Consider the following 15974-nt stretch of genomic DNA (forward strand, 5'->3'; position numbering starts at 1 on the left):
GGATCGCCCAGCATGCCGACCGATGACGCGTCGCCGGCGACTTTCGCCGCGTTGTTGAAGCGCGCGGCCACCCATGGCCACCGGGTGCCGCCCGAGGCCGATCTGAATCCCGCTGTGCTCGACGCGATCAACGCGGTCGCAGCCGCCTGGCCGCGCGTGCCCGCAGTTTTGATCAACAAGGCGCAAACGACGTTCGCCCGTAGCGAACTCACTCGGGCGTCCGCGGCCAAGCCGACCACCCCGATCAACCTCAACCAGCCGGGCCGAACACGCCGTCCGGACCGGGCCGATAATCACTGACACCGATCACGGCGTCAACCGGCAACGGCCCGTACAGATGCGGGAACAGCATCGCCTCCGGATCGCTTGGCACGCCCGGCTCCCAGCGCACCGGCGCACCGACTTTGGCCGGATCCACCTGCAGCAAAACCAGATCCGTGCAGCCTCGATACAGCCGGTTGGCGGGCAGGTGCACCTGCTGGGGCGTCGACATGTGCACGAATCCCACACTGTTCAACGACTCCGGACGCAGCGCCCCAGTCACCTGCGCCTGCGCCCAGTCGCCGGCACTGCACAGGTGGACCAAGACACCGGGCGGGTTCGCGGACTGCGTCATGTCACCGATCCTGCCGCACCCCGTCGCGAGGTGAGACACGACACAGCCGAACCGGGGAACAACGCCGAACGTGCAAGCGTCTGACACACTTGAGGACAACCGCGAGAAACGGAGGAGCCCATGAACGCGACTCTGACCAGTCCCGAACTCACTCGGGCTGATCGATGCGACCGGTGCGGCGCCGCCGCACGGGTACGAGCCACGCTGCCCTCCGGTGCCGAACTTCTCTTCTGCCAGCACCACGCCAACGAACACGAAGCCAAGCTGATCGAGCTGGCCGCCGTGATTCAGGTCAGCGCAGCCGCTGAGGCGTAACCAGAGCCGGCAGGCAACACGCCGTCTGCGCCGATTGTGCAATAGCAGCGCCCGTCAGGAATGCTGGGCTGGTCATGAGTGACCAGATCCCCAAACCTTCCCGTCATCACCTGCTCCGCATCGCACGTCGCACCCTGGTCAAGAGCTGGGACGATTCGATCTTCTCCGAATCGGCACAGGCGGGGTTCTGGTCGGTGTTGTCGCTGCCACCACTGCTGCTGGGGATGCTGGGCAGCCTGTCCTACGTGGCGCCGCTGTTCGGACCGGACACGCTGGCCACCATCCAGGATCGGCTGATCGGCATGGCCAGCAGCTTCTTCTCCAAGAACGTCGTGGTGGAGATCATCGAGCCGACCGTGCGGGACATCGTGGCCAATGCCCGCGGCGAGGTGGTCTCGCTGGGATTCGTGATTTCGCTGTGGGCCGGGTCGTCGGCGATCTCGGCGTTCGTCGACTCGGTGGTCGAGGCCCACGATCAGACCCCGCTGCGCCATCCGGTGCGGCAACGCTTCTTTGCGCTGGGCCTCTATGTCGCGATGCTGGTGATCGCCGTTGCTGCGGCCCCGTTCTTGGCGCTGGGCCCGCATGCGGTGGCCGAGCACCTGCCGGAGCGGTGGACCGACCTGCTGCGGTTCGGCTACTACCCGGCGCTGGTGTTGGGCCTGCTGCTGGCGGTCACCGTGCTCTACCGGGTGTCGCTGCCCAAACCCCTGCCCTCGCATCGCTTGGTGTTCGGCGCATTGCTGGCCACCACGGTGTTCGTCGTGGCGACCATGGGCTTGCGGATCTACCTGCGCTACATCACCAGCACCGGCTACACCTACGGGGCGCTGGCGACGCCGATCGCCTTCCTGTTGTTCGCGTTCCTGCTGGGCTTCGCCATCATGCTGGGCGCGGAACTGAACGCGGCGGTCCAAGAGGAGTGGCCGGCGCAGGCCACCCACCTGCACCAGCTGCGTACCTGGGTGGTGTCAGGACGGGGGCGTACCGACCCCGACAATGGCGCCACCGACCCGGTCAACCCTGCTTGAGAGTTGCGTAGATCCGCTTGCAGTCCGGGCAGACCGGGGAGCCCGGCTTGGCCGACTTGGTCACCGGGAAGACCTCACCGCACAGCGCCACCACGTGGGTGCCCATGACCGCGCTCTCGGCGATCTTGTCCTTCTTGACGTAGTGGAAGTACTTCGGGGTGTCGCCGCCGGTCCCGTCGTCGACGCGTTCCTCGGAATCGGTGCGTTCGAGGGTGTCGGTCTCTATGCCCATGTCCCCATTGTGCCCAGAACTGGAGATGATCCAAAACCCCACGTGCCACCAAATCCGTCGTGTGGGACAGTGGAGTAATGAAGCACGGCCCCGAGCTGGGTTTCGACGACGACGGTCGACCGGTCCTGATCACTGCGGCCGCCCCGTCCTACGAGCAGCAGCACCGCGAGCGGGTACGCAAGTACCTGACCTTGATGGCGTTCCGGGTGCCTGCGCTGATCCTCGCCGCGATCGCCTACGGAATATGGCACAACGGCCTGGTTTCCCTGCTGATCCTGGTGGCGTCGATACCGCTGCCGTGGATGGCAGTGCTGATCGCCAACGACCGGCCGCCCCGCAGCGCCGAAGAGCCCCGCCGGTATGACGCGGCTCCCACGAGAACTCCGCTTTTCCCCACCGGCACCCGCCCCGCCCTGGAACGGCCGGAGCGCCCGGAATCGGGCGGCAGCGCCAGCGGCGAAGCGCCGTACGGTACCGGTTCTTAGCACATTCTCAAAGTCATCGCCGTATTTCCGCACGTCAAGTGGTGTGGAAAAGCGATCGGCCGGGAACTCTGCACTCGTGTCGGGCGTTGACACGTGTGACAGCTGAAGCCGATCAACGGGAGGCCGCAATGGCAAAGGCAGATGCCACCACCAGTCGGATCGACGGCGATCTGGACGCGCAGAGCCCAGCCGCAGATCTGGTGCGGGTGTACCTCAACGGGATCGGCAAGACAGCATTGCTCAATGCCGCCGACGAGGTGGAACTCGCCAAAAGGATCGAGGCCGGGCTGTACGCCCAGCATCTGCTCGAGACCCGCAAGCGCTTCGGCGAGAAGCGCAAGCGCGAACTCGCCGCGGTGGTACGCGATGGTGAGGCCGCCCGCCGGCACCTGCTGGAAGCCAACCTGCGCCTGGTGGTCTCGCTGGCCAAGCGCTACACCGGCCGGGGTATGCCGCTTCTGGACCTGATCCAGGAGGGCAACCTGGGGTTGATCCGCGCGATGGAGAAGTTCGACTACGCAAAGGGTTTCAAGTTCTCCACGTACGCGACCTGGTGGATCCGCCAGGCCATCACCCGGGGGATGGCGGATCAGAGCCGCACCATCCGGCTGCCGGTCCACCTGGTTGAACAGGTCAACAAGTTGGCCCGGATCAAGCGGGAAATGCACCAGCAGCTGGGCCGGGAGGCCACCGATGAGGAGCTCGCCGCCGAATCCGGTATTCCGGCGGAGAAGATCAACGACCTGCTCGAGCACAGCCGCGACCCGGTCAGCCTCGACATGCCGGTCGGCTCCGACGAGGAGGCCCCGTTGGGTGACTTCATCGAGGACTCCGAGGCGATGTCGGCGGAGAACGCGGTGATCTCCGAGCTGCTGCACACCGACATCCGCAGTGTTCTGGCCACCCTCGATGAGCGCGAACACCAGGTGATCCGGCTGCGGTTCGGCCTCGACGACGGCCAGCCCCGCACGCTGGACCAGATCGGCAAGCTGTTCGGTCTGTCTCGCGAGCGGGTCCGCCAGATCGAGCGCGAGGTGATGGCCAAGCTGCGCCATGGCGAGCGCGCCGACCGGCTGCGCTCGTACGCCAGCTGACGCAGGCCGGGTCCGCCGTGGGCGGCCCCGGCCCGTCTGTCCCGCGCTCCGGCGGGCCGCCGATCTCGGTGGCCCGCCGGACGTGCGTTATCGCCGGAGCGCCGGGCGTCGCTTGCTCACCGTGTACTTGGCTGTCGAAGTAGACTCAGCTGCGACGGAAGGTGCCGAATGAATGACCTGGTTGATACCACCGAGATGTACCTCAGGACGATCTACGACCTTGAGGAAGAGGGTGTCACCCCGCTGCGCGCGCGGATAGCCGAGCGGCTGGAACAAAGTGGGCCGACCGTCAGCCAGACGGTGTCCCGGATGGAACGCGACGGTCTGCTGAAGGTGGCCGGCGACCGTCACCTCGAGCTCACCGAGAAGGGCCGCACGCTGGCCGTCTCCGTGATGCGCAAGCACCGGCTGGCCGAGCGCCTGCTCGTCGACATCATCGGGCTGCCGCTGGAAGAGGTGCATGCCGAGGCATGTCGCTGGGAGCACGTGATGAGCGAGGACGTCGAGCGGCGCCTGGTTCAGGTGCTCGACAACCCGACCACGTCGCCGTTCGGCAACCCCATCCCCGGCCTGCCGGACCTCGGATTCGGCGCGGGCTCCGCCGGTTGGGATTCCGACCTGGTACGGCTGACTGAATTGCCGGCCGGCTCCCCGGTGGCGGTGGTGGTCCGCCAGCTCACCGAGCACGTCCAGGGCGACATCGACCTGATCACCCGGCTGAAGGAAGCCGGTGTGGTGCCCAACGCCAGGGTGACCGTCCAGACCGATGGCGACGACGGCGTGACCATCGTGATTCCCGGCCACACCGACGTGAGCCTGCCCTACGAGATGGCCCATGCCGTGAAGGTCCAGAAGGTCTGAGCACCGCCGCTTCAGCCGGCTTGCTGGCCGAACCCCTGCCGCCCAGGCAGTTTCACCCCGATCTGCTTCGCCAGTCGATAACCGGTGTCCGCCAGTCCGCGGATGCGCTCGGGCCGCAGCCCCGACTGCAACGCGGTGTCGAGCAGGCCCGCCATCCGATGCCCTGGTTCGCCGCGCAAGGCGGCCTCCAGTGACACCCCGGCCAGCGGCCCGTCGCCGCGTGCGTAGGCGCTGAACGCCAGCAGAACCAGCGCCTCGGCCCGCCACGGCTCGGGCAGTGCCCGGGCCAACGCCGACCAGAGCCGCTCGGCTTCGACAGCGTGATCGCCGATTGCCAACGCACACAGGGTGTCCCGGACCAGTACATCGGTGAGCGGGCAGCCGAGCCGGGCCAGCTCCGCGGCGGTCGGCTCCCGGCCGCCCGCCAGCGCAACGATGGCGGCCAGCACCTGCTCGACGTCGCGGCGGGCCCGATCCCGGGTGTCGCCCTCCCCCGCCGCCCACTGCGCCGCACAGTCCCCGATCACTGCGGCAACCGCGGCACAGCGTGCCGGGTCATCGGGGGTGATCACCGCCTGCAGGTCCGCACGCCGGGCATAGAGCCGCCTGCCTTCCAGCACGGCGGCGGCCGCCAGCGGCGACGCCTCCGGGTCGTCGACCGGTCCACCGGCACCACAGCCGTCCGCGCAGTGCCACCGTCCGCCGTGGGCCACCTGGTCCACCACGTGCGCGCTGAGCAGCACGATGCCGTGGCCGGACAACTCCTCGGTCAGCGCAGCGATCAGCCGGCGGTGCTGGTCGTTGCAGACCGGGCAGCACGCGCCCGCGGCGTCGACGATCACCGCGATGGCCGCTGCCGGAGCGGCGGCCGCGGCGACGTCGGCGAGCCGACCGATGGTGTCGACGAGCGCGTCGGACAGGTCGACTCGCAGCACCGAGCCCAGTTCACCCCCGTCGACCGCCACCAGGATCAGGGATTTCTCCGGCACGAAGCCGAGGATGGCCGGCAGCGCAGCGATAAGGGCTCCGGGCCGATTCAGCGTGAATTCCGGTTGCTTCGTTGTCATGGCAGCAACGTTGACGACCTCCCCCGTCATCGGGGGCGCGTCCGCGCCTCGCCGCCCACCAGGTTGGGGATGAACCGGCAACTGTGAACAGATGGTGTTCGAGATGCATGACCGGACGAATGAGCGTAAGTGTCAGTGTCATGGATTCGAAGCGCGAGTACGACATCATCGTGATCGGTTCAGGTCCAGGGGGGCAGAAGGCGGCCATCGCATCGGCCAAACTCGGTAAGTCGGTCGCGGTGGTCGAACGCGGCCGAATGATCGGTGGCGTCTGCGTGAACACCGGCACCATCCCGTCCAAGACACTGCGCGAGGCGGTGCTGTACCTGACCGGGATGAATCAGCGTGACCTCTACGGCGCCAGCTACCGGGTCAAGGACAAGATCACTCCCGCGGATCTGCTGGCGCGCACCCAGCATGTGATCGGCAAGGAAACCGAGGTGGTGCGCAACCAGCTGATGCGTAACCGGGTCGATCTGCTGCTGGGACACGGCCGGTTCATCGACCCGCACACCATTGTCGTCGACGGTCACGGTGGCGCCGAAAAGACCACTATCACAGGCGATTACATCGTCATCGCCACCGGAACCAAACCGGTCCGCCCCGCCGGCGTCACGTTCGACGAGGAACGGGTGCTGGACTCCGACGGGATCCTCGACCTGCGATTCATCCCGGCCTCGATGGTGGTCGTGGGCGCCGGCGTGATCGGGATCGAGTACGCCTCGATGTTCGCTGCGCTGGGCACCCGCGTGACGGTGGTGGAGAAACGGGACTCGATGCTGGAATTCTGCGACCCGGAGGTCGTCGAGGCGCTGCGTTTTCACCTGCGCGACCTCGCCGTCACTTTCCGGTTCGGTGAGGAGGTGACCGCTGTCGACGTCAGTTCGAGCGGCACCGTCACCACGTTGGCCAGCGGCAAACAGATTCCCGCCGAGACGGTGATGTACTCGGCCGGGCGCCAAGGCCACACCGCCCACCTCGACCTGGCCAACGCCGGCCTGGCGGCCGACAAACGGGGCCGCATCGTCGTCGACGAGATGTTCCAGACCTCGGTCGACCACATCTACGCGGTCGGTGACGTGATCGGTTTCCCGGCGCTGGCGGCAACGTCGATGGAGCAGGGCCGGCTGGCCGCCTACCACGCGTTCGGCGAACCGACCGACGGGATCACCGACCTGCAACCGATCGGGATCTACTCGATCCCCGAGGTCTCCTATGTGGGGGCGACCGAATTGGAGCTGACCCGAAGCGCGATCCCCTACGAGGTGGGGGTGGCGCGATACCGGGAGCTGGCCCGCGGCCAGATCGCCGGTGACTCCTACGGAATGCTCAAGCTGCTGGTGTCGACGACCGACCTGTCGCTGCTCGGCGTGCACATCTTCGGCACCAATGCGACCGAGATGGTGCACATCGGCCAGGCCGTCATGGGATGCGGCGGCACGGTGGAATACCTGGTGGACGCGGTGTTCAACTACCCGACGTTCTCCGAGGCATACAAGAACGCCGCACTGGACGTGATGAATAAAATGCGGGCCTTGCAGCAATTCCGCAGTTGAGGCACCATCGGCAGACTTTTTCATCGCTCAGCGAACGCCGCCGGCGCCACGGAATGCCCGCGGTGCCCACGTACGTTGTCCACCACATGCGCGCACCGTTTTCGGCGCGCGGCCCCCGGTGGGGGAAAATAGACGGTGCGACCCGTTGCGGTCCGCACAATGAGGAGGCAGAAGACGATGGCCGACTACCCGGACAACGGTCCCGACCGGGGCCGGCACTACCAGGCCGACCAGAGCGGCATGTACGAGCTGGAGGTTCCGGCGCCGCAGCTGATGTCGGCGGACGGCGAGGGGCCGGTCCTGATTCACGCGCTGGAGGGTTTCTCCGACGCCGGCCACGCGATCCGGCTGGCCGCCAAGCACCTCAAGAGCAAGCTGGACAGCGAGTTGGTGGCGTCGTTCGCGATCGACGACCTGCTCGACTACCGGTCGCGCCGGCCGCTGATGACATTCAAGTCCGACCACTTCACCCACTACACCGAACCCGAGCTCAGCCTGCACGCGTTGCGGGACAGTGCGGGCACCCCGTTTCTGCTGCTGGCGGGCATGGAGCCCGACCTGAAGTGGGAGCGCTTCATCACCGCGGTGCGGCTGCTGGCCGAACAGCTCGGGGTGCGCCGGACCATCGGCTTGGGCACGATCCCGATGGCCGTTCCGCACACCCGGCCGGTGACCCTGACCGCGCATTCCAACAACCGTGAGTTGATCAGCGAATTCACCCCCTGGATCACCGAGGTTCAGGTTCCGGGCAGCGCGTCCAACTTGTTGGAGTACCGGATGGCGCAGCACGGCCATGAGGTCGTCGGCTTCACCGTGCATGTGCCGCATTACGTGGCCCAGACCGACTACCCCGAGGCCGCCGAGGCGCTGCTCAAGCAGGCCGCCCAGACCGGCGCCCTGGAGCTGCCGCTGACCGAGCTCCGCGACGCCGCGGCCGAGATCCGCGCCAAGATCGACCAGCAGGTCGAGGCGAGCGCCGAAGTGGCCCAGGTGGTCACGGCCCTGGAACGCCAGTACGACGCGTTCATCACCGCCCAGGAGAACCGGTCGCTGCTGTCGCGCGACGAGGAACTGCCCAGCGCCGACGAGCTCGGCGCCGAGTTCGAGCGCTTCCTGGCGCAGGAGGCGAAGAAAAACCTCGACGGCGACGACTGAGGTCCGTGCCGCGCGCTACCCGGTTCGACGCAGCGTGGCGGTGAGGTGGTTCTGCGCGGGCTGGCCGACTGCCCCCATGTCCAGCGTGTAAGACAACTCGTCGCCGTCGAGGCGATAGTGGCGGCGAAGCACGGTCACTTCTTTGGCGGTCGGCGCCAGCCCGATCGTCGGTGCCGACATTTGCAGTTCCACGCCGTTGGCGGTGACCGTGTAGCTGCCGACCTCGATCTCCGTGATGCCGCTGGGGTGCGCCAGCACCCACTCGATCTGGCCCAGTTGCGGCACCCGCAGGTAGCCGGCTTCGGCATGCAGAGGCAGGCCCTCGACGGGTGACTTGGTCTTCTGGCCGTAGACCAGGAACGGCTTGCCGACGTGTGAGAACACCACCTCTTCGAGGTAGTCGAATGACGCGATCGTGGGATACACCCCGGATCCTCGGCCTGACCAGGTGCCCAACAGCGGGGCCAGCTCCACAAGGTTGGGATGCAACTCGGGTGCCATGCCGCCAGCCTAGTGCGCGGGGTCGGCCCGCACCGCTCAACTGGTGCTGGGCATCTCGCGGTGTTCGCGCAGGGCCGCGATCTCTCGCTCGAAGTCGGCGGCCGAGGAAAACGACCGGTACACCGAGGCGAATCGCAGATAGGCCACTTCGTCGAGTTCGCGCAGCGGACCCAGAATCGCCAGGCCCACCTCGTGGCTGGGAATCTCCGGCGAACCCGCCGCTCGCACAGCGTCTTCCACCTGCTGCGCCAGCAGGTTCAGCGCGTCGTCATCGACCTGGCGGCCCTGGCAGGCCCGGCGCACCCCGCGCATGACCTTCTCCCGGCTGAACGGCTCGGTGACGCCACTGCGTTTGACCACCGCCAGCACCGCGGTTTCCACGGTGGAGAAACGGCGGCCGCATTCCGGACAGGAACGACGGCGGCGGATGGCCTGTCCTTCATCGGCTTCGCGGGAATCCACCACCCGGGAGTCTGGATGGCGGCAAAACGGGCAGTGCATTGCCGCTCCTTCGCCGTGCCGGGAACCCAGGCCCTCAGACAGCTGAGGCACCGTGGACCACTGGGACAACTGCGAGCGTACCTGCGCGGGTTGCCCGCGGCGCCCCGCAGTGGCTGCAATCGGCGGCCGAACCGACACTTCGACCTCAGCCCAACGGCGCGATCAGCGTCTGGCCGGCGTCCAGGGCCACCGACTCCAGGCTGTTGAGCTCGCGGATGCGCTCGATGACCTGTCCGGCCGGCGCGTCCGGTGCGACGCGGGCCGCCAGGTGCGCCAAGCTCTCCCCGCTCTGGACGCGCACCACACCGAGCTGGTCGGGCACGGCGGAGGCGCCGCCGGCCGCTGCCGCGCCGAACTGCGCGATCAGCCCGAGCCACACCGTGATCCCGGCCGCGAGAAGGGCCAGCACGACGGTGGTCGCCGGGGTGATGGCCTTGACTGGCTGTGGCCGGTGCGGAGCACGTGACATCAGCACCCCGGAACCGCGGTGGCGTAGCGGGGCGCCTCCCGGGCGCTGCCGGACCAGCCGTGCCGGTTGGGTGCGGATCGGGTACGCGCGACCCGACGTCCGGGGACCGCGCGGCTGCCGGGCTCGCTCGTACCCGGCCGGCTCGAACGTCGGAGCGATCGTGTCGATGAGCATCATGTGCGGTTCTCCCTCACTCGGCGTCGGCGACCCTGTTCGCTCGACTGTTCGAATACTAATCGATTGTATGTTCGATGTCCGAACATGTGATCGAATCGTTGTCGAAAACATTAGCGAAAGGGTCCGACAAGTCGCCGACCGTTTCGAACGTCCGCGCGACACACCTCGAACACATGTTTGATTAATCGCAGCGATGCGACTAGATTCGCCCCTATGAGTGACAGCAGCAGTAACCCGGCGAGCCCGGACTCAGCGCTCACCGCCCGGCAACGCACGATCCTGAACGTGATCCGCGCTTCGGTGAACGAGCGGGGTTATCCGCCGAGCATCCGCGAGATCGGCGACGCCGTCGGACTGACCTCGACCTCCTCGGTCGCTCACCAGCTGCGCACGCTCGAGCGCAAGGGCTACCTGCGCCGTGACCCCAACCGTCCCCGCGCTGTCGATGTCCGTAGCCAGGAGGACGCGGCCGGCGCCGCCGAGGCCGCGCAGCGGACGGAATTCGCCGGATCCGACGCGCTGCCGGAGCCCACTTTCGTTCCGGTTCTGGGCCGGATCGCGGCCGGCGGGCCGATCCTGGCCGAGGAAGCCGTCGAGGATATCTTCCCGCTCCCCCGCGAGCTGGTCGGTGAAGGTGAACTGTTCTTGCTGAAGGTGGTCGGCGAATCGATGGTGGACGCCGCGATCTGCGACGGCGACTGGGTCGTGGTGCGCCAGCAGAACGTCGCCGACAACGGCGACATCGTGGCCGCCATGATCGATGGCGAGGCGACTGTCAAGACGTTTAAACGCACCGGCGGCCAGGTCTGGCTGATGCCGCACAACCCCATTTTCGATCCCATTCCCGGTAACGACGCGGTGGTGCTGGGCAAGGTCGTGACCGTCATCCGCAAGATCTGACCAACACCGGAGATCCGCTGGCCTACACGGGGATCAAGGTTTTTCCGCGGCTGTCAGTACGAGTGCCGCGCCGCGGCGGTCAGCCGGCCCTGGTGAAGCCGTTGAGCCGCGCCGCGTCCTCGGTGGCGAACCAGATCTCGGCGAGGGTGTCGTCATACAGGGCGTTCTGCGGCGTGTAGTAGAGCCCCGACCCGATGTTCGCCTTGATCGGGTAGCCAGTCGGCTGCTGGTACGGGTCGTCCAGCGGCAGGTGCATCACCGGATGTACCGATTCGTCCATCCCGAACGTGCGCGTGTCCGCACTACCGCCGAAGGTGCGCGTGTCCGCACCACCGCCGAACCTGCGGGGCTCCGCGACAGAGCCGAACCCGCGCGGGTCCGGCCCGGCACCGCCGTGGCCCACGGCATGCCGACCGGTGCCGAAATCTTCTTCGGTCACCACCCGGGTGGGCGCGGTGTCGGCGTCGTCATCGTCGTCGGCTTCCGGCTCGGACTCGTGCTCGCCGTAGTGCAGCCACGGCGCATCCGGGATCGACGAAACCGGCAGCTCGGGCTCGGACGCATACGGCGACGCGCCATAGCGGCTCGGCAACCGGACCGTGCCCTCGTGCTCGCGGTGGTCCTCGCGCCGGTCGTGGTGGGCCCACTGCTCGTCATCGTCGTCGTAGTCGTCGGCGACCGGAGCCGGCACAGCGACCGGAGCGCCCGGCAGCACCGCGGCCGGCCGGCGCCGCTGCCACCACATCGCGGCCCCGGCGAGCGCGCCCAGCACCGCCAGTACCACGACCGGGATCAGCACCCACAGCCAGTTCCAGTGCGTCTCTTTGGCGACGCCGGTCGATGTGGCCTTACTGCCGTCAGGCAGGTTGGTCCCGGGAATCTGCAGGCCCGACAGCGATTGCGCCAGGTCGGCCGGTTCCGTGCTGAACGTGTTGGTGGCCTGGTTCCAGGCGATCGATCCGCCGGTGAACTTCTGCGACACCACGTCACCGTCGACGGTCTGGTCACCCACCGGGGCGCCCAGCTTTCCAGACGCGCCGTCGAGCTTGTCCCAGGCCGCCTTCATCGCGCTGCGCACCACGAAGGCGCCGTTGTCGGGGCTGAAGAAGATCACCGGCTCGTCGTCGGCGGCGAACGAGTTGAACTTGCTGCCTGCGATGGCTCCGTCAGCCGTGCTGGTGATCGGGAAGCCCAGATCGCTGCCGGCCGGCCCGCCCAGCGACTCGTACTTGGCCAGCACGTCGCCTTCGACCGCGTTGGCTCCGGTGACCGGGCTGAAATAGACCTTGCCGTGGGCGAAGTCCTGGCCCGCGCCGCCGTTGTCGCCTATCGCGTACTGGCCGCCCTGCTTGGCCCCCAGCGCTCCGGCGGGACCGCCGGCGGTTCGCCAGGTCTGGTCGATGGCCGCTGTCGGGTCGACCTGGGCCTGTAGATCGGCCAGCTGCGCCGCCAGCTCGGGCGGAACCGTGGTGAAAGTCCTGGTCGCGCTGTCGAAGGACAATGTCCCGGCGCTGAACTTCTGGGTGACGACGGCGCCGTCGTAGCTCTCGTCCTCGACCGGCACGCCGAGCGCACCGGTAGAGCTGCCCAGCTTGTCCCAGCCGGCGTTGATCGGTCCGCGCACCACATGAGCGCCGTGCTCGGGCGTCCAGAAGATCACCGGGTTGTCGGCGCCGGACAGGATGGCCACCCGACTGCCGGGGACCAGCCCGGGCACTTCGTCGCTGCTGGGGAATCCGAGGCCGTTGTCCGCCGCGCCGCCCAGCGCCTCGTACTTGTCCAGGATCGCGCCGTAGAGCGCCTTGGCGCCGGTTTCGGGCGTGAAGAAGACGGTGCCACCGGCGAAGTCCTGGGCGAACCCGACGCCGGCCGGGTGCACATCCCCCTTGGGGGCGCCCAGCGGCGATCCGTCGCCGCCGGCCGCCTGCCATGCCGCCGTGATGGCGTCGTGGGCATCGCTGTCGGGCGTCGCCGCGGCGGTCTGCACCGACAAGAGCACGGTGACCGTCGCTGCCAGGCCGAGCGCCATGCGCACCGCCGTCTTGCCGAACCGATCTTTCCGACTAGTCACCAGCCCTCCCAGGCATCATTATCGACGTTATCGACGCAAATGTTTCCGGCATAGACTTTCCCGCAATCGGCCCGTGTTTCGAAGCCAAGTCATCGATATTGCGGAAACAGATACCCACCCGATGCTGAAATGATGCGAAAGCCGGCGCCCGGAACGGAACGAGGGGCGCTACCAAACCTGCAGGTAGCGCCCCTTGCAGCACCCAGTTGGGCGCCGTAATCGTTCCCGGTTGCCTCGGCTAGACGCCGAGGCTGCGGCCGATGATCTCTTTCATGATCTCGGTGGTGCCGCCGTAAATGGTCTGAACGCGGGCATCCAGATAAGCCCGCGCGACCGGGTATTCGCGCATGTAGCCGTATCCGCCGTGCAGCTGCAGGCAGCGGTCGATCAGGTGCACCTGCTTCTCGGTGGAGTACCACTTGGCCATCGCTGCCTGCTCCACCGTCAGCTTCTTGTCCAGGTGCAGCTTGATGAACTCGTCGACCATCATCCGCACCACGGTTGCCTCGGTGGCCAGCTCGGCCAGCAGGAACCGGCTGTTCTGGAAGCTGCCGATCGGCTTGCCGAACGCTTTACGTTCCTTGGTGTACTGGATCGTCTGCTCCAAGACCGCCTCCATGGCGCCGGCGGCCATGATCGCGATCGAGATCCGTTCCTGCGGCAGGTTCTGCATCAGGTAGATGAAGCCCATGCCCTCCTGGCCGAGCAGGTTCTCCACCGGGACGTGCACGTCGGTGAACGACAGCTCGGCGGTGTCCTGGGCGTCCAAACCGATCTTGTCCAGGTGCCGGCCCCGTTCGAAGCCCTCCATCCCGCGCTCGACCACCAGCAGGGAGAACCCCTGCGCGCCCTTGTCGGGGTCGGTCTGGGCGACCACGATCACCAGGTCGGAGTGGATGCCGTTGGTGATGAACGTCTTGGAGCCGTTGAGCACGTAGTGGTCGCCCTGCTTGACGGCGCGGGTCTTGATGCCCTGCAGGTCGCTGCCGGTGCCCGGCTCGGTCATCGCGATCGCGGTGATCAGCTCACCGGTGCAGAACTTGGGCAGCCAGCGCTGCTTCTGCTCCTCGTTGCACAGTTCCAGCAGGTACGGCGCGCAGACGTCGTTGTGCAGGCTGAATCCCAGGCCGCTGTAGCGGCCCGCGGTGACTTCCTCGGTGATGATCGTGTTGTACCGGAAGTCCGGGTTGCCGCCGCCGCCGTACTCCTCCGGGACGGCCATGCCCAGGAAGCCCTGTTTGCCGGCTTCGAGCCACACCGAGCGGTCGACGATCTTGGCCTTCTCCCACTCCTCCTGGTAGGGAGCAGCGTGCCGGTCCAGGAAGGCGCGGAACGACTCCCGGAACAGCTCGTGCTCGGGCTCGAACAGGGTTCGCTGGTACTTCACTGCGGCACTCATTGCCTGACCTCCGGTCGACGGATCTTTCCGACGAGAATAGACCAACCGGATGGTTGGGCAGCTCAGTGGTGGGTGTCGGCGCTAGCGCCCGGCCGTGGTGGCCGCCGAGGCCCGGCCACCGCCCCGCTGCCGGCGCCGGGCGTCGACCTGGCCAGCCGGCTGCTGAGCACCGCCACCGCCACGGCGGCGGCGCGGGCGGCCGGGTTGGCCCGGCGACGTCTTGGCACGGCCCGGCGGGGCCTTCGGGGCCACCGGGGCCGGCGCCCGCAACGGCGCGACCTCCCCCACCAACTCGAGTACCGAAACCGAATCGGCGGCCACCTGTTGCGGAGCGACGGAGATGCCCGCGCGACGCAACAGCACCTGGGTCTCCTTGCGCTGCTCGGGCAGGACGACGGTGACGACGTCTCCGGCGCTGCCGGCCCGCGCCGTGCGCCCGGAACGGTGCAAGTAAGCCTTGTGCTCGGCGGGCGGATCCACGTGCACCACCAATTCGACCTCATCGACGTGGACACCACGCGCGGCGATGTCGGTGGCCACCAGGACCCGGACGTCCCCGTCGGCGAAAGCCGCGAGATTGCGCTCGCGGGCCGGCTGCGACAGGTTGCCGTGCAGATCGACCGACGGCACGCCGGACTCGGTGAGCTGCCGAGCAAGCTTGCGGGCCTGATGTTTGGTACGCAGGAACAGGATTCGTCGCCCGGTGCCCGATGCCAGCAGCTGTACCAGGTCCTTCTTGTCCTGCAGCCCGGAGACGTGGAACACGTGATGGGTCATCGCGGGAGGGGGCGCGTCGAGTTCATCGACGGAGTGCGACACCGGATTCCGCAAGAAACGCCGTACCAGCTTGTCGACGCCGTTGTCCAGGGTCGCCGAAAACAGCAGTCGCTGACCGGTTTCGGAGGTGGCGGCCAGAATGCGGGTGACCCCGGGCAGGAAGCCGAGGTCGGCCATGTGGTCGGCTTCATCCAGCACGCTGATGCGTACCGCGTCCAGGGTGATCAGCCGCTGCTTCATCAGGTCCTCGAGCCGGCCCGGGCAGGCCACCACGATGTCGGCGCCTGCGTTGAGCGCAGCCACCTGCCGGCTCTGCGCCACCCCGCCGAAGATGGTTGTCACCTTCAGCCCACTGGCCGCCGCCAACGGTTCCAGCGTTGCGGCGATCTGGGTGGCCAGTTCGCGGGTGGGGGCCAGCACCAGACCGCTCGGCCGGGCGGGGCGCCGCTTCTCGCCGGCCAGCCGAACTACCAGCGGCAGCGAGAAGGCCAGCGTCTTGCCGCTGCCGGTCTTGCCCCGGCCGAGCACGTCACGGCCGGCCAGACTGTCGGGCAGGGTCGCGACCTGGATGGGAAAAGGAGCAGCAATGCCGCGGTCGGCGAGCACACCGACAAGTGCGGCGGGCACGCCGAGGTCGGCGAAGGAATTGGTAGTCATGACATGCCTTTCCGGCATCGGCTGTGCGGCAGAGGCGCCACGACGGCGCCGATCTGTCTGCAACACAGGGGTTGGCGAAATTGCCTGTTGGCAATAACTTTCGCCGCGAG

The 15974-nt window shown here is 67.6% G+C and carries 18 protein-coding genes; 9 read left to right on the plus strand and 9 right to left on the minus strand.

The features are described 5' to 3' along the window. Positions 1 to 12: 12 nt before the first annotated feature. On the plus strand, positions 13 to 300 hold the full coding sequence (locus ABW16_RS07125; RefSeq protein ID WP_047318452.1) for a hypothetical protein: 288 nt from the start codon (positions 13 to 15) through the stop codon (positions 298 to 300). Here the strand turns inward: ABW16_RS07125 and ABW16_RS07130 are convergent. Then, on the minus strand, positions 251 to 616 hold the full coding sequence (locus tag ABW16_RS07130; RefSeq protein WP_047318453.1) for a DUF952 domain-containing protein: 366 nt from the start codon (positions 614 to 616) through the stop codon (positions 251 to 253). The genes ABW16_RS07125 and ABW16_RS07130 overlap by 50 nt on opposite strands. A gap of 120 nt (positions 617 to 736) precedes the next feature. Here ABW16_RS07130 and ABW16_RS07135 point away from each other — a divergent pair, with 120 nt between their 5' ends. Beyond that, on the plus strand, positions 737 to 931 hold the full coding sequence (locus ABW16_RS07135) for a DUF7455 domain-containing protein (RefSeq protein WP_047318454.1): 195 nt from the start codon (positions 737 to 739) through the stop codon (positions 929 to 931). 74 nt (positions 932 to 1005) lie between these two features. After that, entirely contained in the window at positions 1006 to 1962 is a 957-nt protein-coding gene (locus tag ABW16_RS07140) for a YihY/virulence factor BrkB family protein (RefSeq protein ID WP_047318455.1), read from the plus strand. Here ABW16_RS07140 and ABW16_RS07145 read toward each other — a convergent pair. Continuing rightward, a complete protein-coding gene (locus ABW16_RS07145) occupies positions 1949 to 2188 on the minus strand; it encodes a DUF3039 domain-containing protein (RefSeq protein ID WP_047318623.1) in 240 nt (79 codons plus the stop codon). The genes ABW16_RS07140 and ABW16_RS07145 overlap by 14 nt on opposite strands. 65 nt (positions 2189 to 2253) lie before the next feature. On the opposite strand from ABW16_RS07145, the gene ABW16_RS07150 reads away from it, so the two are divergent. From ABW16_RS07150 to ABW16_RS07160, 3 genes are all read left to right on the plus strand, one after another. Beyond that, positions 2254 to 2679 carry a DUF3099 domain-containing protein gene (locus ABW16_RS07150; protein WP_047318456.1) on the plus strand — a complete coding sequence of 142 codons (426 nt, stop codon included), beginning with the start codon at positions 2254 to 2256 and terminating at the stop codon, positions 2677 to 2679. Between the two features lie 128 nt (positions 2680 to 2807). After that, positions 2808 to 3773 carry a sigma-70 family RNA polymerase sigma factor SigB gene (gene sigB / locus ABW16_RS07155; protein ID WP_047318457.1) on the plus strand — a complete coding sequence of 322 codons (966 nt, stop codon included), beginning with the start codon at positions 2808 to 2810 and terminating at the stop codon, positions 3771 to 3773. A 168-nt stretch (positions 3774 to 3941) separates the two neighbouring features. Next, positions 3942 to 4634 (plus strand): metal-dependent transcriptional regulator, encoded by a 693-nt coding sequence (locus tag ABW16_RS07160; RefSeq protein ID WP_047318458.1) that lies wholly within the window; start codon positions 3942 to 3944, stop codon positions 4632 to 4634. Positions 4635 to 4645: 11 nt separating this feature from the next. On the opposite strand, the gene ABW16_RS07165 is transcribed toward ABW16_RS07160, so the two are convergent. Further along, positions 4646 to 5701: a DUF4192 domain-containing protein gene (locus tag ABW16_RS07165; RefSeq protein ID WP_047318459.1), complete on the minus strand. Its 1056-nt coding sequence runs from the start codon at positions 5699 to 5701 to the stop codon at positions 4646 to 4648. A gap of 140 nt (positions 5702 to 5841) precedes the next feature. On the opposite strand from ABW16_RS07165, the gene sthA reads away from it, so the two are divergent. Together sthA and ABW16_RS07175 are read left to right on the plus strand one after the other, a co-directional pair. Next, positions 5842 to 7257 (plus strand): Si-specific NAD(P)(+) transhydrogenase, encoded by a 1416-nt coding sequence (gene sthA / locus ABW16_RS07170; protein ID WP_047318460.1) that lies wholly within the window; start codon positions 5842 to 5844, stop codon positions 7255 to 7257. A gap of 177 nt (positions 7258 to 7434) precedes the next feature. Beyond that, positions 7435 to 8412 (plus strand): proteasome assembly chaperone family protein, encoded by a 978-nt coding sequence (locus ABW16_RS07175; protein ID WP_047318461.1) that lies wholly within the window; start codon positions 7435 to 7437, stop codon positions 8410 to 8412. Positions 8413 to 8427: 15 nt separating this feature from the next. Here ABW16_RS07175 and ABW16_RS07180 read toward each other — a convergent pair whose 3' ends face one another. From ABW16_RS07180 to ABW16_RS07190, 3 genes are all read right to left on the minus strand, one after another. Beyond that, the gene (locus ABW16_RS07180) at positions 8428 to 8913 is read right to left on the minus strand and encodes a peroxynitrite isomerase (RefSeq protein ID WP_047318462.1); all 486 of its coding nucleotides are present in this window, start codon (positions 8911 to 8913) and stop codon (positions 8428 to 8430) included. Between the two features lie 36 nt (positions 8914 to 8949). Further along, positions 8950 to 9414 (minus strand): transcriptional regulator NrdR, encoded by a 465-nt coding sequence (gene nrdR / locus ABW16_RS07185; protein WP_047318463.1) that lies wholly within the window; start codon positions 9412 to 9414, stop codon positions 8950 to 8952. Positions 9415 to 9559: 145 nt separating this feature from the next. Next, positions 9560 to 10060, minus strand: a complete 501-nt coding sequence (locus ABW16_RS07190; protein ID WP_047318464.1) for a LysM peptidoglycan-binding domain-containing protein — start codon at positions 10058 to 10060, stop codon at positions 9560 to 9562. A gap of 213 nt (positions 10061 to 10273) precedes the next feature. Here ABW16_RS07190 and lexA point away from each other — a divergent pair, with 213 nt between their 5' ends. Continuing rightward, the gene (lexA, locus tag ABW16_RS07195; RefSeq protein ID WP_047318465.1) at positions 10274 to 10960 is read left to right on the plus strand and encodes a transcriptional repressor LexA; all 687 of its coding nucleotides are present in this window, start codon (positions 10274 to 10276) and stop codon (positions 10958 to 10960) included. Positions 10961 to 11039: 79 nt separating this feature from the next. Here lexA and ABW16_RS07200 read toward each other — a convergent pair whose 3' ends face one another. From ABW16_RS07200 to ABW16_RS07210, 3 genes are all read right to left on the minus strand, one after another. After that, positions 11040 to 13031, minus strand: a complete 1992-nt coding sequence (locus tag ABW16_RS07200) for an LGFP repeat-containing protein (RefSeq protein ID WP_230987118.1) — start codon at positions 13029 to 13031, stop codon at positions 11040 to 11042. A gap of 238 nt (positions 13032 to 13269) precedes the next feature. Continuing rightward, a complete protein-coding gene (locus ABW16_RS07205; protein WP_047318467.1) occupies positions 13270 to 14430 on the minus strand; it encodes an acyl-CoA dehydrogenase family protein in 1161 nt (386 codons plus the stop codon). Positions 14431 to 14511: 81 nt separating this feature from the next. Beyond that, complete coding sequence (locus ABW16_RS07210) at positions 14512 to 15864, minus strand: DEAD/DEAH box helicase (RefSeq protein ID WP_047318468.1); 1353 nt, start codon at positions 15862 to 15864, stop codon at positions 14512 to 14514. Positions 15865 to 15974: the final 110 nt, after the last annotated feature.

It is taken from the genome of Mycolicibacter heraklionensis (assembly GCF_001021505.1).
In the GTDB taxonomy this organism is placed as follows: domain Bacteria; phylum Actinomycetota; class Actinomycetes; order Mycobacteriales; family Mycobacteriaceae; genus Mycobacterium; species Mycobacterium heraklionense.

Coding starts and splice junctions, on each gene's coding strand:
- ABW16_RS07125 (WP_047318452.1), top strand. CDS start 13: ATGCCGACCGATGACGCGTCGCCGGCGACTTTCGCCGCGTTGTTGAAG.
- ABW16_RS07130 (WP_047318453.1), bottom strand. CDS start 616: ATGACGCAGTCCGCGAACCCGCCCGGTGTCTTGGTCCACCTGTGCAGT.
- ABW16_RS07135 (WP_047318454.1), top strand. CDS start 737: ATGAACGCGACTCTGACCAGTCCCGAACTCACTCGGGCTGATCGATGC.
- ABW16_RS07140 (WP_047318455.1), top strand. CDS start 1,006: ATGAGTGACCAGATCCCCAAACCTTCCCGTCATCACCTGCTCCGCATC.
- sigB (WP_047318457.1), top strand. CDS start 2,808: ATGGCAAAGGCAGATGCCACCACCAGTCGGATCGACGGCGATCTGGAC.
- ABW16_RS07160 (WP_047318458.1), top strand. CDS start 3,942: ATGAATGACCTGGTTGATACCACCGAGATGTACCTCAGGACGATCTAC.
- ABW16_RS07165 (WP_047318459.1), bottom strand. CDS start 5,701: ATGACAACGAAGCAACCGGAATTCACGCTGAATCGGCCCGGAGCCCTT.
- sthA (WP_047318460.1), top strand. CDS start 5,842: ATGGATTCGAAGCGCGAGTACGACATCATCGTGATCGGTTCAGGTCCA.
- ABW16_RS07175 (WP_047318461.1), top strand. CDS start 7,435: ATGGCCGACTACCCGGACAACGGTCCCGACCGGGGCCGGCACTACCAG.
- ABW16_RS07180 (WP_047318462.1), bottom strand. CDS start 8,913: ATGGCACCCGAGTTGCATCCCAACCTTGTGGAGCTGGCCCCGCTGTTG.
- nrdR (WP_047318463.1), bottom strand. CDS start 9,414: ATGCACTGCCCGTTTTGCCGCCATCCAGACTCCCGGGTGGTGGATTCC.
- ABW16_RS07190 (WP_047318464.1), bottom strand. CDS start 10,060: ATGATGCTCATCGACACGATCGCTCCGACGTTCGAGCCGGCCGGGTAC.
- lexA (WP_047318465.1), top strand. CDS start 10,274: ATGAGTGACAGCAGCAGTAACCCGGCGAGCCCGGACTCAGCGCTCACC.
- ABW16_RS07205 (WP_047318467.1), bottom strand. CDS start 14,430: ATGAGTGCCGCAGTGAAGTACCAGCGAACCCTGTTCGAGCCCGAGCAC.
- ABW16_RS07210 (WP_047318468.1), bottom strand. CDS start 15,864: ATGACTACCAATTCCTTCGCCGACCTCGGCGTGCCCGCCGCACTTGTC.